This is a genomic window from Sulfitobacter sp. TBRI5, from assembly GCF_051013555.1.
Lineage (GTDB): Bacteria > Pseudomonadota > Alphaproteobacteria > Rhodobacterales > Rhodobacteraceae > JL08.
In genome coordinates, this window is sequence record NZ_CP112884.1 from 856,940 (window position 1) to 882,523 (window position 25,584).

A 25,584-nucleotide genomic window follows, 5' to 3' on the forward strand; every position below is an offset into this window, starting at 1 on the left:
TCACTCGATGGTGTTCTTGTAGATCACGCCGTCCTTCATGATGATGACGAAGTTCTTGTCCGGGTCGGCGATCAGGTCGATGTTCTCGAGCGGATTGCCGTCGACCAGAAGCAGGTCGGCATAGGCACCTTCCCGAACCACACCGTTGTCACCGGGATAGGGATCGCGCGGCCCGGAACGCTTCAAGATCTCGTAGTTCTGGCTGGTCGCAATCTTCAGCACTTCCCAGGGCTCGAAATAGCGGGTGAGCTTTGCCAACTGCGCGCCCTGACGCGCGGCGAGCGCCTGTGAACCCTGAGTGTCAGTACCGAACCCGAAGAGCAGGTCGTATTTCTTCGCTAACGCGAAGGCTGTATCCGTTCCAGAGATCAGCAATTGGTACTTTTGTGCCGCAAATGAGCCGGGTTCGAGCGGGATCGCATCCTCGTCGTTATAGAAGGGCTGCATGCAGACCGACGTATCCGTCTCCTTCATCAGTTTGGCGGTTTCCTCGTCAATCATCTGGCCATGCTCGACATTCCGGACACCGCCGCGGATCGCGTTCTGGATCGCCTTCCCGGTGTAGGAGTGAACCGTCACGTAGGTGCCCCAGTTCTGTGCCACTTCGACCGCCGCCGCAATTTCCTCGACGGTGTATTGCGAGACGTCCAGCGGATCCGAAGGCGAGGCGACCCCGCCGCCGCCCATCAGCTTGATGAAGGCCGCGCCCCGCATCAGGTTCTCGCGCACGCGCTGCAGGACTTGCGCCTTGCCGTCTGCGATGGCGACCGACCCCATCCTTTCCTGCGGGGTAAGATCCCTTGAATAGCTCTGAGGGATGTCAATCGTTTGACGGAAATCTGCATGGCCCGACGTTTGGGAGATCATCGACCCCGCAGCGTACATCCGGGGACCAACGTACATACCCTCGTCGATCACCGACTTTAGATCGAAGACATTGCCGCCCATGTCCCTGATCGTGGTGAAACCCCGCATAAGCGTTTTTTCCGCCCCATCGGCCGCCACAAGGTTCAGCTTTCCCTCACCAAGCGCGAACGCGTTGCCATTAAAATTGGCCGCCATGCTGTGCCAATGGCAATCTATCAGGCCCGGCATCAGCGTCCGCCCGCCGCCGTCGATGACCGTGCCGCCCGCGATGGCCAACGGTTCTGTTGACACGGCGGTGATCAAATTGTCCGTCACTACGACATTGGCGTTTTCGATCAGGGCTTCGTTAACGCCGTCAAAGACATTGACATTGGTGAACAGGATCGGCCCAGAGGCGTCTTGAGCAGCGGCAGGCAGGCCGAAGCTCACGGCGACGGCAAGCGCCGCTGTCAAGTTCCTTGGGTTCAGTTTTCGCATTTGGTTTCTCCTATTTTGGATGCAGAGGATAAATCCTGAAAATCTGTTCTTCTCAGTGGAGAAAGTTCCAAAAGCTGCCTTTATGAAGCGAGCCATTTGGTGTCTTTCCTTGGCTATTCGGTGGAATCATCCATTGCATGCTACAATGACTTGGGGAATCTGGGCGCCATAACGAGGGTCATATCCTACGCAGGTCAAGCCCATGTGAGTTCGGCCTGAGCGCAGGGGCACCGGCAGAGCCTGCGCCCCCGCCAGATTTATCCGCTTATTGCTTCAACACCGGTGCCAGGTACAAATAGTCGAACACCATGCGGGAGATCTCTGCAATTGCCCGTTCCCTGTCCGACGTGGATGTCTCGCTGCTGTTCGTGTACACGGCGATGGCAAACCGCCGACCGTCGGGGAGCGTGACATAGCCGACGTCATTGGCAATTCCGCCTACGGTTCCGGTCTTGTGCGCGACGGGCGTTCCCATCGGCATCAGCCCCTTGATACGACCAGGGCCGCTGCGCGTGCGCGACATGACCCCCAGCAGGAACTCGCGGCTTTCCGGGCTCATCGCCGTGCCACCGTCGATGGCAAGCAGCAGTTGCAGCATCGCAAGGGGCGTTGTGTGGTCGCGGGGATCCGCCTCGAAGTCCGGATTAGGATCAGCCTGCTCCGTCCACAGTGCCGGATTGTTGCTAACGGCCTCAGCGACAGTTTCCGGCGTGGCCGGCCCCGGCAAGCCGTAGAAATCCCGGAGAATCTCAGCGGTTAGCCGGTCAACCCTGAAATCGGTGATCCCGAGCCTGCGCAGGTTCTCGGTCACCGCCTCTGGCCCGCCTGCCAGCCCCATGTTGACGTCGGTCGCGGTGTTGTCGCTTTCCGTGATCATTACCTCGATCAGGTTCGCCACCGAGAGCTGGATCCCGCCATGGGGAAATGTTTCGGCCAGCGCGACGACGCCGGTGACGAACATCTCGTTCGGCACTTCGACGAGTTGATCGAGGCTGAGTTCCCCCCTGTCCACGCGGTCCAGTACGGCCGTGGCGATCGCCACCTTGTAGGTGCTGGCCATGGCGAAGGTCTCATCACCATTGAACGAGATGACCTCGTCGCCGCCGATTTCCTGCGCCGCAAATCCTATGCGCCCGGCAAGCCCCGACACGATCTGTTCGATCGCGGCACCAACGGACTGTCCTTGCGTTGTCTGGCCGTAAGCCGGGCCAAAAGTCGCCGCCGCGGAAACCGCGAGGGCTGCGATAACTGAACGATATTTCATTTTTGGTTTCTCCTTTTCAGATCGAGTTTCGGGAATGCCACGATCTGTTACCGCCATTTGCCGGAAAGGCTGGCGTGATATCGGGCAGGGACGAAGCAGTCGTTGAAACTGTTCAAGGTAATGTCGACTTTTGGGCCGAAATTCAGAGCCCTTCTAAATTCTGGCGAGGTGCCAACAAGGCGCCAACCTCGACTTCGCACAAAACTCATCTGTGTCGTAGCCTGCAAAAAGCCCATCTTGCGTGACAAGTACGGCCCGCCATCCCCGTGCGATCGCCCCGAGTATATCGGTGTGAAGCGTGTCACCGCACATGATGACACGGTCTGCGGGAACGCCAGGCAACGACCTTTCGACCAATTGATACACTTCAGGAAAGGGTTTCCCAAAAAAACGCACCTGCGTCAGACCACGGTCCACAAGTAGGTGGCCGAAATGCCCCGGCTCAAGCGAAAACCCATCATCGCGTGGAGCCACCAGATCAGCGTTTGCAATGAGCACCGGTCGGTCGCGTTTCAACAATGTCGTTTCGAGAAGTGCCTGCCGGGCATTTGTCCAGCCGCTCGAAGACAGAAACAAGAACCCGCTGACCTGATCATAAATGTCCGGATCATCCCCAAGGCGCAGAACCTCATAAGGGATGTCGGTCATGTTGTCTTCGGGTGCGGCGATAACACCCCATGTGCCCGGGGTCAGGCAATTGAGCGTCGCGTCACGGCTGGTGATTATTTCATCAGCCAAGACCGATATGCCCAGTTTCTGAAACTTGGCGACAGCGCCCTGCCGATCATAGCTTGCCGCGTTGGTCAAAATGCGTATCTGACACTCCAGCGCCCGCAATTGCTCTAACCGTCGGTCGGCCCCTTCGATCAGGGTTTCGCCCACGTTCAAAACACCAAAGGCATCAAACACAAATGCCGATGCCTGATCGGCGATATCCATAAGAGACGATATCTCTTTAGTCTGACTGCGCGTTGGGGCCGAGGGAAAGCGTGGGCGCACTTCCTCGTACCTGTCAAAAATCGCTGGTGCTGTTTGCATTTTCAGCGCCGCCCTCACGTTGAACGACACCCGGCGGCACCGCAATTGATACTGTAACCAGAGCGCGCAAAATGGAAAGTCGAAAACGCTTAAAACAACAAAACAGTGTCAATCTCAGGTATGTACAGTGAGGACTGAGGTTAGAATGACTGTTTGTCACAAAGTTTTGTTGTTTTGTTGCTATTTCCCTTCTAGCCTTGAAGACGATTCTATCGGGGAGGGTCGATGTCTGAAAAAGTTCGAAAGCGCCACGACAGCATTCTGGGACTGGTACAGGAACGCGGCGTGATGAGCGTTGGCGCGCTGGCGGAAACGCTGGGCGTTTCTATGCAAACCATCCGCCGCGATATTGATCTGCTTTGTGAAGGCGACGCATTACGCCGTCGCCATGGCCGGATCGAACTGGATGCACAGCACCTCAACACACCTTTCGATCAACGGACGGCCACAAACCCAATGGGCAAACAGGCCATCGGAGAAGCCGCTGCCGAATTAATCCCGGATGGGGCGACGATCTTTATTTCCATCGGCTCAACCCCGCTGAGTGTCGCGCGGGCATTGCGTCGCCGTACGAAACTGACGGTGATCACAAATAACCTCAGTGCCGCCATGGCGCTCAGCGATGAAACATCCAATCGGATCATTCTGCCGGGGGGTGAGCTGCGTCTGCCTGACCGTGATATTCTGGGCGATGAGGTGGGCGAATTCTTCGGCCGTTACCGCGCCGAGTTTGGCATTTTCGGTGTCGCGGGCGTCGAAGAGGATGGCAGCCTTCTCGAATTCCACACCGCAGAGGTCTCGGCTCGTCAACGCATCAGGGAGAACTCTCAGGTTTCCGTGCTCGTGCTGGATCAGTCCAAGTTTGGTCGCCTTGCCCCTGCCGCCGGGGAGAACATTCGTGACATGGATCACATCATTCTGGACCGGGAGCCTAGCGCAGCCTTTAGCTCTCTCATCAAAGACATCGGCGACCGGGTGATCCTGTCAGAAAGAGAAATCGCATGACGGGCGCGCCCTTTGTCAGTCTCAAGGATGTTGCGAAGCGTTGGAACGGGCAGCTTGGGGTCGAGGATATTTCACTCGACATCGAAGAGGGGTCGTTCGTGGCGCTGCTGGGTCCTTCGGGCTGTGGCAAGTCCACATCGCTGCGCCTGCTCGCAGGGCTGGAGATCCCGGACGAAGGCCAGATCCTGATTGATGGTCGTGACGTGACCACCTCGGCCGCGTCGGATCGCAACCTGTCGATGGTGTTTCAGTCCTACGCCTTGTTCCCGCATTTGTCGGTGGCGGAAAACGTCATCTTCGGCCTCAAGGTTCGCCGCGTTCCCAAGACTGAGCGTGCCGAGAAGATGAAGCGCGCGTTGGAAATCACCGGGCTGACCGGTCTGGAAAATCGCAAACCAGGTGAGCTGTCAGGCGGACAACGCCAGCGGGTTGCATTGGCCCGCGCGATTGTGGCCGGTCAAAAGCTGTGCTTGATGGATGAACCTCTGTCCAATCTGGACGCCAAGCTGCGCAATTCCGTGCGCAAAGATATCAAAAAACTGCAACGTGATCTTGGTATTACTGTCGTATACGTCACCCATGATCAGACCGAGGCCATGAGCATGGCAGATAAGGTCGTTCTGATGAAAGATGGACGTATTCAACAGGTTGGATCGCCTGATGATCTCTATAACCGACCGGCCAACACCTTTGTGGCCGAGTTTGTGGGCGCGCCGCCGATGGCGTTGATCCAGTCTTCGGTGCTTGCCGGATTTGACAAAGACCTGACGCTGGGCGTGCGCGCCGAACATGTGGCGATTGTGGAGACCGGCAAAGGGCTGCTCAGTTGCACGGTCAGCGAGGCCGAGTTCCTGGGGTCTGAAACGCTCATTGGGCTGAGCCACGAGGGCACAACGGGCCTGAGCGTCCTACAGCCCGGCCTGTCGTTGATCGATGAAGGCGTCACCGTCGACATCGCGTTCGACATCGCGAAACTGCACAAATTCAATCAAGAAGGCGATCGCATAGCAGAGATGTAAATCGCCCAACGACACCACACCATAAGGGAGACTTAAAATGAAACATCTAAGAACTCTGGGCCTTTCCACGGCCTTGGTTGCGGGGATGGCCTTGCCTGCCGCCGCTGAAACAGAACTGACCATGTACTACCCCATCGCTGTGGGCGGCGCCTTGACCGAAGTAGTTGACGGTATCGTAGCCGATTTCGAAGCGGAAAACCCTGATATCAAGGTCAATGCGATCTATTCGGGTAACTACGATGACACCCGCGTGCGGGCCTTGTCGGCGCTGAATTCCGGTGAACCTGCACAACTGGCTGTCATGTTCTCAATCGATGCCTATGACCTGATCGAGCAGGACCTGATCCTGCCGTTTGACGATCTGACCGACGATGCTGCATGGCTGGACAGCTTTTACCCCGCCCTGATGGCCAACGGTAAAATTGAAGGCAAAACATGGGGCATTCCGTTCCAGCGCTCGACCATCGTGGCTTACTACAACAAGGACATGTTCCGCGAGGCGGGGCTGGACCCAGAAAGCCCACCCAGCACATGGGATGAGATGATCGAGATGGGCAAGGCCCTGACCAAGGATGACACTTATGGTCTGATGATCCCGTCGACGGGCTATCCCTATTGGATGTTCCAGGCGCTGGCCATTCAGAACGGCAAGGAGGTGATGTCCGATGATGGCCTGACCACTGCGTTTGATGATCAGGCGGTTGTGGACACGCTGGAGTTCTGGAAATCCCTGTCGGCCGAACACGGCATCATGCCCACCGGCACGGTTGAATGGGGCACCCTGCGTCAGGCCTTCCTGGAAGGGCAAACCGCGATGATGTGGCACTCGACCGGCAACCTGACGGCCGTGAAGAACAACGCCAGCTTTGATTTCGGCGTGGCCGAACTGCCTGCCAATGTGCGCAAGGGCTCGCCCACAGGGGGCGGCAATTTCTATGTGTTCAAGGACACCACACCAGAAGAGCAGGCTGCGGCATTGAAGCTGATCCAGTTCATGACAGCGCCCGAGCAAGCGGCAGAATGGTCTATTGCAACAGGCTACATGGGTGTATCGCCCGCCGCCTATGAGACCGATGCGCTGAAAGCCTATACGCAGGAATTTCCCCCGGCGTTGGTCGCACGCAACCAGCTGGAAAATGCTGTGGCTGAGTTTTCGACCTTTGAGACAGCCCGTGTGCGCGATGGTCTGAACAACGCCATCCAATCGGCGCTGACCGGCGCGAAAGAGCCTGCCGAGGCCTTGGGTGAAGCACAGGCTGCCGCGGACCGGTTGCTGAAAGCCTACCGCTGAACAAATGACCGGCCCCGCAGATCCTTGCGGGGCCGGATTTCGGTAAGGACCACCCTATGAGCCAACACGTCAACCTAGAGCGCCGCCGCCAGGCCATTTATGGCTGGCTGTTGTTGTCGCCTGCGGCTGTGCTGCTGTCGCTGTTTGCGTTTTACCCGTCGATTGCCACGTTCATTTCCAGCCTGTTTTCCAAAAACACGCGCCGCAAGCCATCCGAATTTATCGGTACCGAGAATTATGCGGACCTGTTTGCCGACCCGACTTTCTGGATCGTGGTCAAAAACAACCTCTTCTATGCGGCCATCACCATCCCTGTGTCGATTGCCATAGCGCTTGCCATGGCGCTTTGGGCCAACTCCAAAATCCCCGCTCGCGGCTTTGTGCGCACGGCCTATTTCACGCCCACTGTTCTGCCGATGATCGCTGCGGCCAACCTGTGGCTGTTCTTTTACACGCCGGGACTGGGCGTGCTGGATCAGATCGGATCACTGTTCGGCCTGCCCTCGGTAAACTGGCTGGGCCAACCGGAAACAGCGCTATGGGCGATCATCATCGTGACCATCTGGAAAGAGGCGGGGTTTTTCATGATCTTCTACCTTGCCGCCTTGCAGACCATCCCCGAGGATCTGAAGGAAGCCGCTGATATCGAAGGCTGCAGCCGCTGGACCTACACGCGCCGGATCGTGCTGCCCCTGTTGATGCCGACGACACTGTTCATTATGGTCAACGCGATGATCAATTCGGTCAAACTGATCGACCATTTGTTTATCCTGACCAAGGGCGGCCCTTCGGATGCGTCCAAGCTGATCCTCTACTACATCTGGGAAATGGCCTTTGCCTTCTTTGATGCACCCCATGCCGCCGCGATGACCATCCTTGTGCTGGCCGTGCTGTGCATCGTGGCCGCGATCCAGTTCTTCTATCTTGATCGCCGGACGCATTACCAATGAACGCGATGCTGAGATATGTGGAGCCCGGCGCGGCAATCCTGTTGGCGGTGATCTGGATATCACCGCTGATGTTCGCCTTCTGGGCGGCGTTTCACTCCACGTCGGACGCGGTGAACTTCAACCTTCTGTCACCCTGGACACTGGATAACTTTCGCACCGCCTGGGACGGGGCGCCATGGCTGCGGTATTTCCTCAACACCTTCATGCTGGTGACGGTGGTGCTGATCGGGCAGTTCATCCTGACCACGCTGGCGGGCTTTGCCTTTGCCAAACTGGAGTTTCCTGGCAAGAACTTTGTCTTCATTCTGGTGCTGATGCAGCTCTTTATCCTGCCCGAAGTGCTGATTGTCGAAAACTACGCGATGGTCTCGCGCCTTGGGATGTTTGACACCATCCTCGGCGTCGGCATGCCTTATATGGCCAGCGCCTTTGGCATCTTCCTGATGCGCCAGTCGTTCAAATCCGTCCCGATTGAGTTGCACGAGGCCGCCCGTATCGAAGGCTGCGGCCTCTTGGGCATCCTCTGGCGCGTCTACGTACCTTTGGCCAAACCCACTTATCTGGCCTATGCGCTGGTCTCGGTTTCGACGCATTGGAACAATTTCTTGTGGCCTCTCATTGTGACAAATTCACCCGATACACGGCCCTTGACCGTAGGTCTGTCGATCTTTGGCGCACCTGAGAACGGCGTGGACATCAGCGTGATCTCAGCCGCGACACTGATGTCGGTGGCTCCGCTGCTTATTGCCTTCCTGCTGTTCCAGCGTCAGTTTGTTCAGGCCTTCCTGCGGGCGGGGATCAAGTGACGACAATTCTACAAATCACAGACACACACATCGTTCGTCCGGAACGGCTTGTATCAGGTCAGCTTGATACCGCCGCCTCACTCCGCAAGCTGGTCTCACGGATAAAACAGATCAAACCCCAACTTGGGTCGATCGATGCCGTGCTGGTCACCGGAGACTTGACCGACGACGGTGCCCCCGAAAGCTATGCCCATTTCAAGTCCCTCATGGCGCCGCTGCAATTGCCGCTGTTTGTGATCCCCGGCAACCACGACAGGCGTGCGCCTATGCGCGCCGCTTTTGCGGAACACAGCTATCTGCCCCGATCCGGCAAACTGAACTGGCAGATCCAGCTGGGCGATATCGACGTGATCGGCCTCGACACCCTGATTGAGAGCCAAGGTGGAGGAGAGATTGACGAAACCACATTGGTATTCCTGGAACAGGCGCTGATAAAGGGCCAATCCCGACCGACTTTATTGGCTCTGCACCACCCGCCATTCGATAGCGGGATCGCCTTCATGGATGCACTTGGCCTTCAGGCCCACAAACCACTGGCGAAACTGTTGCAAGGGTTTAATGCAGACATCCGCATTATATGCGGCCACATCCACAGCACCATGATAGCAACCATCGGCGGCAAAACGGCCCTTTCGTCCCCATCTCCGAGCAGTTGTTTTGCTTATGACACCACACCCGATGCCCCGGTGGGATTCATGGATCAGGAAGATGGTTTTATGCTTCACAACTGGCAAAATGGCTTTCGTTCGATACGAATACCGATCGAGGCAGGCCTAGGTCCCAACCCATTCTGACATCTGCGAGTTCGGTGCTTTGCGCTAAGCCGCGAAAGCCCGCATGGTGAGTGTAAAGACGAGGTCTACACGGTTTTTCCAGCTGAAAAAGTCATTCCCCAAAACGCGCGTGAAGGATTTTTGTGAAATTATGAAGCGGAACATCCGTGAATAGATGCACGTATGCGGCCGTTCGTGCGTGCTGCAGCATCGGTCGCTTTGGGCTCAAGGCGGTCATTCGCTATGTCGTCCATTAATGACTGCAACGCGGGACAAACCGGCCTTGTACACCTGCAGCCATTACTGACGCAGCATTTCCTCGCACATGCGGCATGGCTATCGCGGTTTTGCAGCACATCATACCGAACCGGCAGTTCAAGCGGGCCGATCTCATTTTATCTCGAACTGGTCTTTCCCGGCTGCTTGTCGCAACAAACGAGACGCCGGACAAGGCAGCCTTTTGCCGTCGTAGCTCTCGCTAACGCACAAAAATATATACGGTGCTACCGAGGATTTGCAGAATGAAGCGGGCTCATTCTCCCAGTTGCCGCGCCATAAACTGAAGAAAGTCCCAGATCGTTCCCTCTAAATTGTCGGGTCCCAGAAAACCAGGGCTGGCGTAGCGGGTCTTCTGGGCCTGCTGAAGCACCTCGAGCTTTTCGCGGTCCTCCGCGTTGAATTCCTTGCACAGCTCGACATAGTTCACAACTTCCGGGTCTGCAGGATCTGTCTTGAACCCCAGCACGCCCCATCTGATGGCGACCTTGTCTGGCCCGCGAGGGCGGAGGCAAAGATAGAGCGTATAGTTTGCGGCGACACCAAATACAAAACAGGGAAAAATGTTTCCCATGACGCTGTTGCGCTGTTCGTCTTCGGTCATGTCGACGTGAAACGGCCCGCGGGGCGGAAAATCCGGGTGATAATAGGATCGGTAGGCCGTCCAGGCCTCTTGGCCTGGCACCTTGCGGCAAAGCTGGGTCGGGGTCATTGGCTCCAGCGTTTTGGGGTGGGTTGCAAAGAGGTGATAGCCTTCGATGAAATTCTCGTTCAGGTTTTTCCAGTTGGTCGCCCACTCCGTTTCATCGGTGAACAACAGGTTGCGCTCTTCGTTGTGGTAATTGTGCAGGATTGTATCAAGCGACGTCAGCTGTGGGCCGAGGGGCGCTGCCGATCCATCGAGATTGACAAAAATGAACCCGCTCCAGATTTCGGTCCTGAAACCGTGGAGCCGGCATGAGGCGCGATCGAACCCTTTGACTTTGCTCATCAGAGGGGCGGTTTTTAGCGCGCCATCCAGATCATAACTCCACGCGTGATAGCCACACACGAAGCTGCGCCTGTTGCCTTTGCCAGTGGCCACCATGTTTCCGCGGTGGCGGCAGACATTGGAAAGCGCGTTGATTGTGCCATCTTTGCGCCGCGCGATGATCAGCGGCTCGTCCGCGATATCGGTTGTAAAGTAATCTCCGGGTTCAGGTATCTCGCCCGCATTGCCCACGCAAATCCATTCCTTGTGGAACAGCTCTTGTCTCTCAAAGTCATGGAAAGACTGCGAGGTATAGAATTCAGGCGCCATTGTCTGGCGGACGCCGTCCTTGTGCTGGCGCAGCTGTTTCAACTGGCTGCGCAGTGCATCGATTTCTGGGGATTGAACGGTGGTCATGGCCAGCACCTTGAATCTGTGATCTCAGATTAGTGTGCCGCAATCCACATGCACATGCGAGTCAAATTTGGTAGGGCTGGACAAATTCCGGTGCCGAAACACAATCAATCGGACCGGACATATCGAAGACATTGCGTCCTTCCGTCCCGATGGGCAGGAAGGGGCGCAGTTTCGTGTAGATCGCTCCGGTGGTTTGTCCCATTTCAGAGGTTTCCAGTCCGCGCAGAGCCAGAGCCCAGCTTGCGATGATCATCTCCACGGACACGATCTGCCAGGCGAAGGCGATGACCTGCTCGGTTCGCGCAACCGACAGCGGGCCGAGGCCGGAGACGTCTTCAATGCCATCAGCCAGCGCATGGGCACAGTCCAGCAGCACGGGCGCGGCCAGGCCGCGCAATTCTGCCTGCCGGGCCACACCCAGATAGCTGATGATCAGGTTCTGTACCCCACCATCCGCACGGCAGGGCTGGGCAAGACCAAGCGGCAATCCGGAAAACCCGGCATGCTGAACCTTCAGGGACCGCTCGGTGCTGACGGCCGCCGCCATGGCGATGGCTTGTCGCAAGCCGTCCGTCGCGTATGTCAGCGGCGTGCTGTCCATGTTGATCCCTGTCACCAACGATCCGGTTTCAAGTGACACGACCGGATTGTCGCAGACGCAGTTCAGGTCATCCTGGTAGATCGCCGTTGCCTGTGCCAACGCCAACTTGACCGTGCCACCCACTCGCGTGGCAAACCGGAACGACAGCGGATCCTGCAAAAACCTTGCCTCTCCGTCCTGCCAGAGCCGGGCACCCCGCAGGGCGTGGTTGATCTGACGGCAGGAGGCGAGTTGGTGGGGGTTGCGATAACCCGGCCGCATCTCGGCCCGGTAGTAGCTCAGATTGCCGCGAAACGCTTCCAGTGACAGGGCCGCCGCAAGATCAAAAGCAATGGCCAGCCGTGCCGCCTCGGCCATGACATGGGCCCCATGCGACAAGACAAAAGCATTGCAGTTGATCAGTGAAACGGCTTCCTTCTCGGCCAGATCGTAGGGGCCTTCGATCAGCGGCGCGCCACCGTCAAGGCTGCGCCCGACAAGCGGCAGCGCCAGTTGCGCCAGCGGGCCTAGGTCAGCCATGCCGCTGGATGTGCCGGATCGCACCTCGGGCATGTCCGCGCAGTGAAACAACCGCAGCATCCGGCGCACAAGGTCGGGGCGCAGGCCCAGCCTGCCTGTGGCCGCATTGTTGAGCATCACCGCCAGCGCCCCGCGCACCACCGTGGGCGCGAAAGCTGCGCCAGGCATATCAGTGGCCTCTGCGACAATGATGTGATCGTTGAAGGATGCAAAATCCGCGGCCTGTACGCCGATGTCCTTTTGCGAGCCAACCCCGGTGTTTACGCCGTAATAGGCTGACCCGTCCGCGACAGCGCGCATCACGATCCGGCGGCCCTCTGCCACATTGTCCCATGCCGCGCGTGAAAGGTCGCAGGCGATCTTGCCGGATGAAAGCTGCACCAGTTTTTCCAGCGACAGGGTGTCGCCATCAAACAGAAATGCAGCGGGCGTGGTCATGTTTCGATCTGCTCCTTGCGCTTGGCGACATAGGCTTCCAGCTCTTCCTCGACGGCGGGATCAATGGGCGGCTTTTCGTACTCGCGCAGCAGTTGCTTCCAGATGGTATTGGCGCGCTGGGTGGCTGTCTTCGCGCCGTCCTCTTCCCAGGTTTCGAAGTTGCGCCAGTCAGACAGGATCGGTTTGTAAAAGGCGGTCTCATAGCGCGCCAGCGTGTGGGCGGTGCCAAAGAAATGGCCGCCGGGGCCTGCCTCGGCCATCGCCTCCAGCCCCAGCGCGTCTTCGCCGAGATCCAGCGGTTGCAGATAGGCCGCCTGCATCTGCAGGATCTCGGCGTCAAGGATCAGCTTTTCAAACGAACAGGTCAGACCGCCTTCAAGCCAGCCACCGCCATGCAGCATCACGTTGACATGGGCTTGCACGCAGGCGCTGACCGACATGTCGCTTTCATAGGCCGCCTGCAGGTCAACACAGGCCGAGGCCGTGGTGTTGGAGGACCGCAGCGGCAGACCGTAGCGCCGCGCCAGCTGGCCTGAAACGATCACCGATTTGGCGTATTCCGGGGTGCCGAAAGCCGGGGAGCCGGTGCGCATGTCGACGTTCGAGGTAAAGTGACCGTAGAAAATCGGTGATCCGCGCGCCGCCGCCTGACCCAGCACAATCCCTGCCAGCGCTTCGGCGTTCTGCTGGACCAGTGAGCCGCCGATGGTGACCGGGCTCATGGCACCCGCCAGCGTGAAGGGCGTCACATGTATGGGCTGTCCCGCGCGCGCGAATTCGATCAAACCTTCGGCCTGACTATCGTCCAGAAACAGCGGTGAATTGGTATTGATCCCGCCGATAATACCGGGCCGTGCACGCAGGCCGTCGTCGTCGGTTTGCAAGGCGATTTTGGCCATCTCGATACAGTCGCGCGCGCGCGCAGCCGAGTTCAGCCAGCACGGATGCCAGCCCTTGTCCGACAGCGTTGTCTGCGCCAGCATCATGTCCAGATGTCGAGACTCAGGCGGCAGTTCCAGCGGCTCGCAACCACTGCCGCCATCGTGGTGAAAGATATTGAGGGCGGCGGAGATTTTCACGAAATCCCGCATGTCCTCGACCGTTCCGGCCCGCCGTCCGCGGTCGATGTCCGAGACAAATGAAGGCCCGGACACAGTCGCAAATGTCAGTCGGTTACCCCCCACTTTCAGGGTCTTTGCCGGGTCGCGGGCGTGGATGGTGAATTCCGACGGAATGTCGGTCAGCATTTCCTCGACCAGTGCCGGATCAAACCGGACCAACTCGCGGTCATGGTCCACATCAGCGCCCGCTGCTGCGTAGAGGTCCAGTGCAACGGCGCTGTTGACCCTGAGGCCGATGTCGGCGAGCACCTTTAGACTGGCGTGGTGGATCGTCTCGATCTGGTCTTCCGACACGAAGTCGACAGGCCGTAGGGGGCTGCGGACTTCGGCGAAGGGGGGCTGTTCAAATCGGGTGCTTTGCGGGCGTCGAGGCTTGCGGTTCGTGCGAGACATGGGGTTTCTCCGGAGATTTTGGGGGCATGGGGCAGATGCGGTCCGCAACCCCCGCCCAGGTTTCGGCCCGCACAATTGGCGCAACTTTTGTCCGCATCGTGTCTGTTCCTTTGATCATGCCCGCATCCTGCGCCCCTCAGGATCGTAGAGCGGTTGGACGTGCAACGTCGCGGGGCGCAACTGTCCCAAAAGTTCTATCGCATAATTTCCGTTCTCGCGGTAGGCATCCGGCTGGACATAGCCAAGCGCGATATGGGCCTCAACCGCAGGTCCCCACCCGCCGGAGGAGACATAGCCGACCGGTTCGCCATCCAGAAAGATCGCTTCGTCGCCCCAGACCGCATCTGTTCCGGCCTCGACCGTAAAGGTCGCCGGGCGTTCGCGTGCGGGGCCGTATGCGGCAACCGCAGCGGCTCCGTTGAATGTGGCATCACCGCGCATATGCCGCATCATATCGCATTCATGGGCGAAATAGTCAGGCGACAGCTCAAGCCCCCATGCGGGGAAACTCTTTTCCAGCCGTGTCTGCATCAGCGATCGCGTGCCAACAAGGCCCAGTCCCAGATCCGCACCTTCACCGCGCAGCAGATCGAACAGCGCCAGCTGCCGGTCGCGCGGTACATACATCTCATAACCACATTCGCCCGTGAAAGAAACGCGCAAGACCGTGACATCCGGTATCCCGCCAATGGTCATTTGGGCCGCTGACATAAAGCTGAAATGGTCCGTGTCCATCTCTTGCGCGGCCAACCGGATGATAAGACGTTGCGCGTTCGGCCCGCAGATATGCAAGCCAGCCTGATTCGCAGACAGGTTGCGCAGGGCGACGCCCTCCATTGGCAGAAACCTTGAGAAATGCCGCATGAACGCCAGTTGCATGTAATCCGCGCCCAGCACCATGAAGCGGTTCTGTTCCAAACGGGCGAGCGAGAAATCCCCGATCACGCGCCCCTTGTCCGACAGCATCGGTGACAGCGCCATGCGTCCAAGGCCGGGAATGCGTCCGGCCATGACCTGTTCCAGCCAGGCCACCGCGCCTGGGCCTGTCACCTCGAACTTCGCCATGGCCGAGAATTCCATCAGCCCCAACTCATTGCGAATGCGCTTGCCTTCGTCTGCAACCGGGCCCCACCAGTTTGGCTGGCGATAGGTAAGACTGTCGGAAACCCCGGGCGTGGCCGCAAACCAATTCGGGTGTTCGGTGCCAAAGGAGGCTCCGAATACCCCGCCCGCGCCGACCAGACGGTCATGTATGGCGGGTTTGTTGATCGAGCGGCCAACATCGAATTCCTGATAGGGAAAGGTTTTCTCGGAGCGGTTTTCGTAGAAATAGCGGGTGCGGGCCTCGGTATAGCCTCGGTCTGCCCAGTCGCCGAACCGCGCGATATCCCAGTGAAAAACGTCGATCTCCGGCTCGCCCTGTATGATCCATTCGGCCAGCGCGCGGCCGATACCAGCACCCTGATTGAAGCCCGCCATCACCCCATTGGCGCAAAAATAGTTCTCCAGATTGGGATGCGGGCCGATCAGGGGCGCAAGGTCAGGCGAAAAGATCATTGGTCCGTTGATCACCCGTTTGACACCGGCGTCCGCCAGACAAGGCATGATCTCAATCGACTTCTCAAGGTTCCAGTCCATCCGCGACAGATCATCAGGCAAAAGTTCATGGCCAAAATCAGCAGGCGTGCCCTCCTTGGCCCAATGGACACAGGTGCTTTCGTAAGCCCCCAGAAGCAGGCCCATGCCTTCCTGGCGGGCATAGCAACCGGTTTCATTGTCGTTGATCTGCGGCAGCTCAAAACCAAGCTGCTCAATCTCTGGGATCGTCTCAGTTACCATGTAATGATGTTCGACCGGCATCAACGGCAGTTCGATCCCCGCAAGACGGGCAACTTCGCGGCCCCAGAGTCCGGCAGCATTGACGATGAATTCGGCGTGAATCGTCCCTTGCGCGGTATCGACATCCCAAGAGCCATCTGCGCGTGGCGTTGTTGCCGTCACGGGCGTATGGCGGTGGATCGTAGCCCCTAATGCGCGCGCGGCGGCCGCAAAGGCTTGCGTGGCCGAGGCCGGGTCCACATGCCCGCCTTCCTCTTCCCAAAGCGCGCCGACCATATGAGAGGTGTCCAGTACCGGCGCTTTCTCGCGGACTTCGTCCATCGTGATGAAGTGGCTTTCGATGCCCAGTCTGCGGCACGCACTTTGCAGGATTGCGTTGGAGTCTATTTCGTCTTGCGTGCGACAGATGTTGAGCCCGCCGGTATAGTGGAACCCGCAAGACTGGCCGGTTTCCTGCTCCAGTTCGCGGTACATCTGAAACGTGTAGCGGTGCATTTCAGCAGAGGTATTCGGGCGCAGCACCGTGAACAGCCCGCCAGCGGCATGCCAGCTGGAACCGGATGTCAGCTCCTGACGCTCAAGCAGTACAACGTCGCGCCACCCGTTCCGGGCAAGGTGATACAACACCGAACAGCCCACGATCCCGCCGCCGATAACTACAACTCTGGCTGTCGATTGCATATGGTCCCCGGGGTTTGCAAAAGGCGCGCGGGGATCATCCCGCACAGCAGGTGACCCAACGCTTGACTATAATCTGTGATCTCAGAATCGAGAACTGGCAAGCATTTTCTATGCGGCGCTGACCGGAACCCTTTTGTCTGGCCAGTCGACCGACCGAAACAAACCCATGCCCCAGGCCGCGTCCTGCTCCATCAAGCGGCCTGCCTCGGCACTGTCGCCGGATCGCAGAGCCTGAACCAGTTTGCGATGGTCATTTTCCCAATCTGCCTGGTCGACGATCTTGCCGATGGCAAGGCCCAACAAAGGCCCGGTGCGCACAAAGATCATATCGACCGTATCGGCCAGAAAGCTGTTTCCTGACTGGGCGTGAACCGCGCGGTGAAACCGGGCATTGAGCCGTAGGAATGCGCCAACGTCCCCGTTGTGCCAAGCCTCTTCTGCCGCGTCGCACATCAGGTCGAGTTGCGACAGGGCCGCGGGAGAGATCAGTTTCGCCGCCGCTGCCGCGCCTGCAGCTTCAAGAATGGCGCGGACCTCAAACAGATCTGCTGCTTTTTTTGGATTTAGTTTGGGCACCCGGTAGGCCCGCTTTGCTTCGACTTCCAGCGCACCTTCCGCACTTAACCGCTTGAGCGCTTCACGGACCGGCATCACACTTATCCCATTCTGGGCAGCAACCGTTCGTGTAGAAATCTTGCTCTCGGGCACAAAATCGCCCGAAATCAACGCCTCGCGCAGGTGCTGATAAACCTGTTCGCTGAGGCTTTCACTGGCGGATTTTTGGATTTTTTCGACCATCCGGTTATTGATACGCGACATTTCCGGTCGGCTCAAGGCACTGGACTTTTCTGGTTTGCGGGAGAGGGCAGAAGGAAATTCAATTTGACTTTGTACCGGAACCCGCCATTCTGAGATCACAGATTTAGGTGGACGATGTGGCGCGGCAGTGCCCTTCGCCCGCAGAAAAACGAGAAAAAGAGGCCGCCCATTCCTGCGTGGCACCAACAAATGGGGGAAAGACAATGAAAGATTACATGCTCACGCGGCGCACGCTGCATCCGCTGACAAAGAGCTTTGTCAAAGAATTCAAGGGCGGGCGCATGAAGCGCCGGGAGTTTCTGGCTTCCATGATGTCCGTCGGGGTAACTGCTGCCGGTGCCTTTGCGCTTGGCGGTCTGGCCGCACCGGCCAAGGCCGACACCAGCGGTGCAAAAACCGGTGGCACATTGCGCATTGCCTGCCCGGTTCGCAGCGCGGGGAAGAAAGATGCGCGTCTGTTCGACTGGGACGCCTATGTCTCAAGCCAAAGCTGCGAATACCTTGTGCGCTGGACATCGGATGGCACCTTTGTCGCCACCTTGCTGGAAAGCTGGGAGGTCAACGATGATGCAACCGTTTACACATTGAATCTGCGCAAAGGCGTTAAATGGTCGAACGGTGATGATTTCACCTCCGAAGACGTGGTTTTCAACATCACACGCTGGTGCGAGGCGGATGTCGAGGGCAACTCCATGGCTGCACGTTTCAGCTCACTTGTAGATGCCGAGACGAGGAACGCGATTGAGGGCAGCATTGTGGCCCTGGATGACCACACTGTGCAGCTGAACCTTCCTGCGTCAGATATCACGCTCATTGCCGCGATGACGGATTATCCGTCTCTGATCGTGCACCGCAGCTTTGATCCCGATGGCGATATGGTGGCACAGTATAACATTGGTACCGGTGCCTATGAGATCGAAAGCTGGGAAATTGGCACAAAGGCCCGCGTTGTGCGGCGCCCCGGTTACTGGGGCGGCGATGCTTTCCTTGATGCGGTCGAATTCATTGACTACGGCGAGGACATCGCGTCGACGACCGCTGCCTTTGAATCGAACGAGGTTGACGCCAACCTGACAACACAGGCCGGCGCCGTGGAGCTGTTGGATGGCATCGGTCTGGTCCGCAGTGATGTGGCCACCGCAGCCACGGTCGTGTGTCGCTTCAATAACGCCACCCCCCCTTATGATGATCCGCGGGTGCGCCGAGCCCTGCAGCTTGCCGTTGATAACAGCATCGTCATGGAACTGGGTGTGAATGGCCTGGGTAAAGTCGCCGAAAACCATCATGTCGGCCCAATGCACGAGGAGTATTTTGCGCTGCCCGCCTTCAAGCGGGACGTTGAACAATCCAAAGCGCTTCTGGCCGAGGCAGGCATGACCGATCACGAGTTTGATCTGATTTCGATTGATGAAGGCTGGCGCAAGGACACGACCGACGCCATCGCTGACCAGTTGCGCAGCGCAGGGATCAATGTGAAACGCACGGTGCTGCCCGGCTCTACGTTCTGGAATGACTGGACCAAATACCCGGCATCGACGACAGATTGGGCCGCGCGCCCGCTTGGCGTGCAGGTGCTGGCGCTGGCCTATCGGTCTGGTGAGGCGTGGAATGAATCTGCCTATAGCGATCCGGAATTTGACTCAGCATTGGCGGCAGCCATGGCTGTGGCCGATCCGGCCAAGCGCGCCGCGTTGATGGAAAAGGTTGAACGGATCCTGCAGGAGTCCGGGACGCTCGTCCAACCCTACTGGCGGCTTGAGACCCGGCATTTCACGGACAAGGTCAAAAACCTCACGGCGCATCAGGCGCAGGAGTTTCACCTCAATCAGGTCTGGATGGACAGCTGACCCTCTGATCGTGTCTTACCCCGGGGTGCGTGATGCATCCCGGAGATACCCGTAGGTGACCCATAAGGCCCGCGGCCTGCCGACGGACATGCTGAATTGAAATCGCGTCAGGTGATCCTGACCGGACTTGCTCTGGTCGAGGTCGCAGCATTCTGATTTTGGCCGGACGCAGCCAAGGATGACCTCCAAAACGCCACCACCCATTGGGGAGCCCTAAAATGTATCTTAGAAATGCCTGGTATGTCGCCGCAACCGATGCAGAGATCACGCGCGACCTGAAGCAGATCGTTGTGCTGAACGAAAAGATCGTGATGTACCGCACCGAGGCAGGCGACCCCGTCGCACTTGATGACGCCTGCCCCCACCGCAGAATGCCTCTGTCTCAGGGGCGGATCAAGGGCGACACGCTTGAATGCGGCTATCACGGTTTGACATTTGACTGCGCGGGCAGTTGCATCCGGGTGCCCGGGCAGGACAACATACCAACGCGTGCCAATATCCACGCCTATCCAGTCTTCAGCCGCTATGGTCTGGTCTGGATCTGGATGGGAGATCCCGCACGCGCCGATCCCGATACGATCTTTGAGGTCTTGCATTACGATGACCCGAACTGGGGGATCAACCGGGGCGAGGCCATGGGATTTCCGTGCAATTACTTATACATCACTGACAACCTGCTTGATCCCTCGCACGTCGCCTGGGTTCACCAATCCTCTTTCGGCAATGCCGCCTGCGAAGAGGAACCGCTGGTCGTGTCCAGCGATGACAGCGGCGTTCTTGTCTCGCGCTGGATGTATGACGTGGAAGTGGCGCCTTTTTATCAGAAACTTGTACCATTCGAGGGCAATTGCGACCGCAAACAGCACTACGAGGTGCGCTATCCCTGCCTGGCCTACATCAAGGCCGTTTTCTGCCCGGCAGGCACCGGTGGGGATGAGGAAAACCTGCCGGACGGCCAGTTCTTCCAGATGGACAGCTACAATTTCATGACCCCCGTAGACGAGACCACAACACGTTATTACTGGTTCCAGATCCGCAATACCTGTCCGGACGATGCCGAGATTTCAGCCTATATGAGCCGCTCTGTCGAAGCGGCGTTCAACGAGGATCGCGACGTGCTGATCCATGTCCAGAAAGGCATGAGCGCGCGGCCGGAGGGCACCATCGACATTGCGATTGACGCAGGGCCGCTGCTGTTCCGGCGCAGGCTGCAAAAGCTGATCGATGCCGAAAGTTCCGGCGCCTAGCCGAGCGCCATGCAGGCCCCTGAAACACACCCTCGGATTGGCTCTGTCAGGACAATCGCGACGATCCTGTTTTGCGCAGGCCTGCTGGTTGCCGGGAACAGCCTCTTTCTGACCCTCCTGCCGATGCGGGCGAACCTCGAAGGATTTTCGACAACCTATATCGGCGTGCTGGGGTCGGCATATTTTGGCGGTTTCGCGGTCGGGTGTTTCTTCGCGCCTCGGTTGATCATGTCCGTCGGGCATATCCGAACCTTTGCCGGGCTGGCAGCGGTGTTGACCGCGCTCAGCCTGTCCTATGAACTGGCCGTTGAGGCTTATGTCTGGGGCGCGCTTCGGTTTTTCAGTGGTATCATTCTGGCAGCCCTCTTTATCGTTGTGGAAAGCTGGCTCAACGACAGTTCGACCAATCTCAACCGCGGGCGTGTGCTGTCGGCCTATATCATCGTATCGAACCTTCTGACGATGGTCGGCCAGCAAATGGTCAATCTCTTTGAAATCAATGCCCCCGGCGCATTCATGGCAATCGCCATGCTGATCTGTCTGTCGATTGTCCCTCTGACCCTGATCCGCACCTCAACCCCCAAGCCGATCCCTTCGGCACGGATCAACCTGCGCAAACTTCTTGCCGTGTCGCCGGTTGGGGTGGTCGGATGTCTGTTCGTAGGCGCGGTCGAAGGCGCGTTCTGGTCCATGGGTCCGGTATTCGGTCAGGAGCGCGGGTTGAATGTGGTTGATGTGACCATCCTGATGTCCTGCTTTGTCCTCGGCGGCACCCTGTCGCAATGGCCCATCGGCTGGCTGTCGGATCGCATGGACCGCCGGTTGGTGATTAGCGCGACTGCCTTTGGCACCTTCGTCACCGGGATCATCATCGGATTTGTGCATTTGCCACCCGGTTTGCCGGTTTACGGCATGGCGGTGCTGCTTGGCGCGATGATGGTGCCGCTTTATCCGCTGTGTCTGAGCCACGCCAATGACAATGCCCCCAATGCGATGCTGGTGGAACTGAGCGGCGGGCTTTTGTTGATCTACAGTCTGGGGGCGGCACTGGGCCCCCTTGCGGCGGCGTTGCTGATGGCGGGAGACCGCCCTGGTGGGCTGTTCCTGTTCATCGCGGTTTTGCTGCTTGGGCTCGCCGTCGTCGTCTGCGCGCGATTGCTGACGACGGCGGCAACACCGGGCGAACGCGGGCAACGGGTTGAATTTGTACCGGTGCCCAAGACCTCTGCTTCGGTCTATGCTCTTGAGGAAGATGACGAAACAGAACAGCGGGGGCAAGAGTAGCGACATGGAAGGCCAAATGCTCAAGGGAAAAATCGCGCTGGTATCAGGCGCAAGCCGCGGGATCGGGGCGGGCATCGCCCGCGAACTGGCTGCGCAAGGCGCGCATGTCGTCCTGGCTGCACGCACTTTGAACGAGGGTGAGGGGCGCAACTGGCATGCCGGTGGCCCCACTGTGCCAGGATCGCTTGCCGAAAACGTCGCACATATCCGCGCCTCGGGCGGCAGCGCGGAACCCTTTCAGATCGATCTGAGAGATAAGGCTCAGATCAAGAAAATGGTCGCCCACGTGGTTGCCGAGCATGGCAAGATCGACATCCTCGCCAATTGTGCCATGGGGTTTCCTGCCGACTACAAGGGCGACATCTGGTCAAGCGATGACACCGACTGGGACGCCATGATGGAAATTGGTGTGCGCTCGAAATATCTTCTCGCGCATTTCGTCTCGCCAGTGATGATGGCGCAGGGGCACGGCCTGATCGTCAATATCTCGGCAGGCGCATCAAAAGACGAATATTACAGTCCGATGTTCCGTATGGCGATGGCGTCAGTCGACCGTATGACGTCCGCTATCGCCCATGATCTGCACCCCCACGGCGTGAGCGCGGTGTCGGTCTGGCCCCGCTGGGTGCGCACTGAGCGTGTCCTGATGGCGGCCGAGAATACCGATTTGGGGTTTGATGTCTCATCAGAGGACCTTGCCCAGTCGGACACACCGGAATTTACAGGGCGCGCCATTGCGCATCTGTTCTGTGATCCTGACCTGACCGGGCGGTCCGGGCGTTGTTTTCCGCTCCTTGAATTGGCACATCACTATGGTTTTGCGGACATCGACGGAATACAGCCGCCACTGGATCAGACATCTCAACTTTGGTCTGCACGGTTGAATGCGATCTGGGATATTCTCGCATCGTAACGATAGGCAATACGCGCACCTCCCCCTCCATCATATCGCCTGCCACATTCCGAAAGCCGAGCTACATCCCTACATCTGTCAGGGTTTGCTGCGCCAAAGGCGCGGTTGGTACAACCGTATGGTTCTGCGACCCGCAAACGCATTAAGCAAACGGGCTTGGTCGAGATCAACAACGACAGATGGTGCCGATATCTCGCCTGATGAACCGAACGGGTGACAGCGACAAGCGGATTTTTGCAGTCGATCGCCGAAGAATCGTTGCCATCCCGCGCGAAAGCCCTGAGCATCGAATACCCGTCGATTTCGACGAAAACCGCCTGACAAAAATGGTCAAACCTATCGTGTAGAACGGCGTATCAGAAATTGCATTTAGCGTGAGTTCACGCTGTAACCTGCATGAGTGTCCGGTTTTCTTGCCGCATTGCGGCATGCAGTCTTGCAGTCTTGCAGCATCCTACGTGCTGCGAGCACGCGCAGCGAGATCTTGAAACTTCAGCTCGGGGCTCTGACCAGTCATTCGCCGCAGACTGCACCGATGTCGGCTGAGCGGACTAATCGGACTTTCCAATTTGACGATTGCTTGTCTGCCTTGAGCGATGAAATATCTTTGATGTCGATGATGCTGAATCGTCTAAAATGCGCCGTCAGATCGCTCCGAGGTAATACCCGATGGCCTCCGCTAATTCAGTTTCTTCGTAGCCGAAATGGGAGCGTACGACCTCTTCCAATTTTCGAAACGTGGTGGCGGCTTGAACGAAATTCGCATCTCGAGGGTCTTCCGCCAATGCCTCCGCTGCACGACCGAGGCGGATGATTAACTCATGGACCACCTCGTGTTCTGCCTTCAATTTGGCCACAATGTCGCGGAACTTACCTCCACCCGCTGCCTCGATCCGGGGAAACATGTCGGCGCCTTCAATGTCGTGGTGAAACTTTAGCACCTGACATTCACGCCCGCAAAGAGATCCGAACGCACGAAAATTCTCAGCCATATCGAGTGAAAGCACGATACGCTTCAGGTGCTCAGGTGGAGTGTCCCCCGCTTCGATCCGAGCCAGGACCGCACCGATTTGGGCCATCTCCATCAGATAATGACGGTGGATAGCGGCCAGTTGTCGTCCTTGGCGACGGTGTATGTCTGTTGCCTCCGGCACTGGCGGCGCCTTTGGTCGGCCAGCTTCGTTGAGGCTGAGGTCGTCCAGTAATTGGGTTGAAAGGTCAGTCATGCCGATCAAGAATAGCTTAACTCACGCCAAGTCAAGGAGGTCTGCTAATGGGATGTACCGGCTGCTTCACCCAGCAGGTTAGGCTTGGCCTATACTGCAAAAAGGAGAAGTAGCATGGCGAAGAATGATTTTGATGAGCTGATGTCAGTTGGCGTTGATATCGGCAAAGACGTATTTCACTTGGTTGGCTTTGACAAAGAAGGTCGGCTTGTTTTGCGCAAGAAGATCAAACGCATGGCGTTGGTTGCGACGTTTGAGGAGCTGCCGCAATGTATTGTCGGGATGGAAGCTTGCCTGAGCGCGCACTTTGTCAGCCGAACGCTGAGCAAGATGGGGTTCGAGCCCCGGATCATTCCCGCGATTTATGTGAAGCCTTTCAACAAGGGCCAGAAGAACGACTACAATGACGCTGAAGCTATTGCAGAAGCCGCTTTGCGTCCCAATCTCAAGACGGTATCGGAGAAGACGCAGGAGCAGCTTGATCTCCAGGCGCTGCATCGCGTTCGGTCACGGCTTGTGTCACGTCGGACAGCAGCAATGAATCAGATCCGGGCCTTTCTGATCGAACAGGGGATCACTGTCCGACGTAGTGTCGCGGCTCTGCGCGCCTCGCTCGAAGCCATTCTTAGCAATCGCGGCGACGAGATGTCCTTGCGGATGCGGAGATTGATCCTGGGGCTCCAACAGGATTGGATATGGCTGGATAAACGGATCGATATGACCACATCTGAAATCAAAGAGGTCAGCGAGACCGAGGAAAGCTGCCAACGTCTGATGACCATTCCGGGCATCGGGCCAATCATCTCAACGGCTGTGGTTGCAGCTGTCGGGACCGGCGAGGCTTATGATCGGGGGCGAGATTTTGCGGCTTGGCTGGGGCTCGTTCCGCGACAACACAGCACCGGCGGGCGCACCATCCTGGGTCGTATCACAAAACGAGGCAGCCGGTATCTCCGCATGCTGTTTGTGCAGGCCGCGCAGGTCATCATGATGCGACCGAAGAACTGGCATAAGTTTAGTTTTGGCGCATGGTTGGAAGCCGCCGCGACGCGCATCCGCAGCCTGGTTGACCGCATCGAAGTGCGCGCTGGCACCAAGCGGGGTGAGACCGAAGTGACGCTGGTTGGAACTTTGGCGGGGATCTTGGCGCTTGGTACAAAAACGAACGCCGCCCCGGAGGGCGGCGGTACGTTCTTGTTGGTTGCGGGAGGGCGATCTGGACAAGATCGTACCAAGAATGAGTTAGCAATATGTGTATGATCGCTAATCAGCAAATCACTCATTGCACTGCGAACCCTTCCCCTTATGACTTCGGCAATCTCGGGACATCCAGATAACCAATTTCCGGGGCGTCCATTCGCGGCGCAAAGCACCAATGGCCGCAATGCGAAAAACCGGCCGTTCCTTGCGCTGGCGGCTAATGTCTCAGTTGCGGACTAAGCCGCCTGATGCTGGCGCAGCGAACCCTGCCTCAGCAAGGCAACCGGGAGGCTGGGGTCGGCG

19 protein-coding genes and 1 pseudogene are annotated in these 25,584 nt (G+C 58.0%); 11 read left to right on the forward strand and 9 right to left on the reverse strand.

The genetic code is table 11. The features are described 5' to 3' along the window. From OLX72_RS04490 to OLX72_RS04500, 3 genes are all read right to left on the reverse strand, one after another. Positions 1-1,344 (reverse strand): amidohydrolase family protein, encoded by a 1,344-nt coding sequence (locus tag OLX72_RS04490; protein WP_433989915.1) that lies wholly within the window; start codon positions 1,342-1,344, stop codon positions 1-3. 265 nt (positions 1,345-1,609) lie between these two features. Continuing rightward, positions 1,610-2,608 carry a class A beta-lactamase gene (gene bla, locus OLX72_RS04495; RefSeq protein ID WP_114872048.1) on the reverse strand — a complete coding sequence of 333 codons (999 nt, stop codon included), beginning with the start codon at positions 2,606-2,608 and terminating at the stop codon, positions 1,610-1,612. A gap of 153 nt (positions 2,609-2,761) precedes the next feature. After that, positions 2,762-3,646 carry an HAD-IIA family hydrolase gene (locus OLX72_RS04500; protein WP_114872047.1) on the reverse strand — a complete coding sequence of 295 codons (885 nt, stop codon included), beginning with the start codon at positions 3,644-3,646 and terminating at the stop codon, positions 2,762-2,764. A 225-nt stretch (positions 3,647-3,871) separates the two neighbouring features. On the opposite strand from OLX72_RS04500, the gene OLX72_RS04505 reads away from it, so the two are divergent. The 6 genes from OLX72_RS04505 to OLX72_RS04530 are packed head-to-tail and all read left to right on the forward strand — an operon-like array spanning position 3,872 to position 9,511. Continuing rightward, entirely contained in the window at positions 3,872-4,651 is a 780-nt protein-coding gene (locus tag OLX72_RS04505) for a DeoR/GlpR family DNA-binding transcription regulator (protein ID WP_114868727.1), read from the forward strand. After that, positions 4,648-5,670, forward strand: coding sequence for an ABC transporter ATP-binding protein (locus tag OLX72_RS04510; RefSeq protein WP_114868726.1), 1,023 nt, complete (start codon positions 4,648-4,650; stop codon positions 5,668-5,670). Before OLX72_RS04505 ends, OLX72_RS04510 begins: the two co-directional genes overlap by 4 nt. A gap of 37 nt (positions 5,671-5,707) precedes the next feature. Next, positions 5,708-6,961, forward strand: coding sequence for an ABC transporter substrate-binding protein (locus tag OLX72_RS04515; protein ID WP_114868725.1), 1,254 nt, complete (start codon positions 5,708-5,710; stop codon positions 6,959-6,961). Between the two features lie 56 nt (positions 6,962-7,017). Then, on the forward strand, positions 7,018-7,911 hold the full coding sequence (locus OLX72_RS04520) for a carbohydrate ABC transporter permease (RefSeq protein WP_114868724.1): 894 nt from the start codon (positions 7,018-7,020) through the stop codon (positions 7,909-7,911). Beyond that, positions 7,908-8,717 (forward strand): carbohydrate ABC transporter permease, encoded by an 810-nt coding sequence (locus tag OLX72_RS04525; protein ID WP_114868723.1) that lies wholly within the window; start codon positions 7,908-7,910, stop codon positions 8,715-8,717. Before OLX72_RS04520 ends, OLX72_RS04525 begins: the two co-directional genes overlap by 4 nt. Continuing rightward, positions 8,714-9,511: a phosphodiesterase gene (locus tag OLX72_RS04530; RefSeq protein WP_114868722.1), complete on the forward strand. Its 798-nt coding sequence runs from the start codon at positions 8,714-8,716 to the stop codon at positions 9,509-9,511. Before OLX72_RS04525 ends, OLX72_RS04530 begins: the two co-directional genes overlap by 4 nt. Positions 9,512-10,022: 511 nt before the next feature. Here OLX72_RS04530 and OLX72_RS04535 read toward each other — a convergent pair. The 5 genes from OLX72_RS04535 to OLX72_RS04555 all read right to left on the reverse strand — a co-directional run bounded on the left by OLX72_RS04535 (position 10,023) and on the right by OLX72_RS04555 (position 17,747). After that, positions 10,023-11,153 (reverse strand): aromatic ring-hydroxylating oxygenase subunit alpha, encoded by a 1,131-nt coding sequence (locus OLX72_RS04535; protein ID WP_114868721.1) that lies wholly within the window; start codon positions 11,151-11,153, stop codon positions 10,023-10,025. Positions 11,154-11,214: 61 nt separating this feature from the next. Continuing rightward, positions 11,215-12,711, reverse strand: a complete 1,497-nt coding sequence (locus tag OLX72_RS04540) for an aromatic amino acid lyase (RefSeq protein ID WP_114868720.1) — start codon at positions 12,709-12,711, stop codon at positions 11,215-11,217. Further along, positions 12,708-14,225, reverse strand: coding sequence for a trimethylamine methyltransferase family protein (locus OLX72_RS04545; protein WP_114868719.1), 1,518 nt, complete (start codon positions 14,223-14,225; stop codon positions 12,708-12,710). Before OLX72_RS04545 ends, OLX72_RS04540 begins: the two co-directional genes overlap by 4 nt. A gap of 114 nt (positions 14,226-14,339) precedes the next feature. Next, complete coding sequence (locus OLX72_RS04550) at positions 14,340-16,745, reverse strand: FAD-dependent oxidoreductase (protein ID WP_114868718.1); 2,406 nt, start codon at positions 16,743-16,745, stop codon at positions 14,340-14,342. Between the two features lie 108 nt (positions 16,746-16,853). After that, positions 16,854-17,747: a GntR family transcriptional regulator gene (locus OLX72_RS04555; protein WP_254684772.1), complete on the reverse strand. Its 894-nt coding sequence runs from the start codon at positions 17,745-17,747 to the stop codon at positions 16,854-16,856. Positions 17,748-17,767: 20 nt separating this feature from the next. Between OLX72_RS04555 and OLX72_RS04560 the strand changes: the two genes are divergently transcribed. The 4 genes from OLX72_RS04560 (at position 17,768) to OLX72_RS04575 (ending at position 22,855) form a co-directional block, all read left to right on the forward strand. After that, positions 17,768-19,411 (forward strand): ABC transporter substrate-binding protein, encoded by a 1,644-nt coding sequence (locus tag OLX72_RS04560; protein WP_433989916.1) that lies wholly within the window; start codon positions 17,768-17,770, stop codon positions 19,409-19,411. A 218-nt stretch (positions 19,412-19,629) separates the two neighbouring features. After that, entirely contained in the window at positions 19,630-20,658 is a 1,029-nt protein-coding gene (locus OLX72_RS04565) for an aromatic ring-hydroxylating dioxygenase subunit alpha (protein ID WP_114868715.1), read from the forward strand. Positions 20,659-20,667: 9 nt separating this feature from the next. Next, positions 20,668-21,942 carry an MFS transporter gene (locus tag OLX72_RS04570; RefSeq protein ID WP_114868714.1) on the forward strand — a complete coding sequence of 425 codons (1,275 nt, stop codon included), beginning with the start codon at positions 20,668-20,670 and terminating at the stop codon, positions 21,940-21,942. A gap of 4 nt (positions 21,943-21,946) precedes the next feature. Beyond that, positions 21,947-22,855 (forward strand): SDR family NAD(P)-dependent oxidoreductase, encoded by a 909-nt coding sequence (locus OLX72_RS04575; RefSeq protein ID WP_162797877.1) that lies wholly within the window; start codon positions 21,947-21,949, stop codon positions 22,853-22,855. A 644-nt stretch (positions 22,856-23,499) separates the two neighbouring features. Here OLX72_RS04575 and OLX72_RS04580 read toward each other — a convergent pair. Beyond that, on the reverse strand, positions 23,500-24,081 hold the full coding sequence (locus OLX72_RS04580; protein ID WP_114868712.1) for a hemerythrin domain-containing protein: 582 nt from the start codon (positions 24,079-24,081) through the stop codon (positions 23,500-23,502). A gap of 114 nt (positions 24,082-24,195) precedes the next feature. Between OLX72_RS04580 and OLX72_RS04585 the strand changes: the two are divergent. Continuing rightward, positions 24,196-25,137: pseudogene (locus OLX72_RS04585) on the forward strand (IS110 family transposase); the annotation flags it as partial. Positions 25,138-25,584 lie beyond the last annotated feature (447 nt).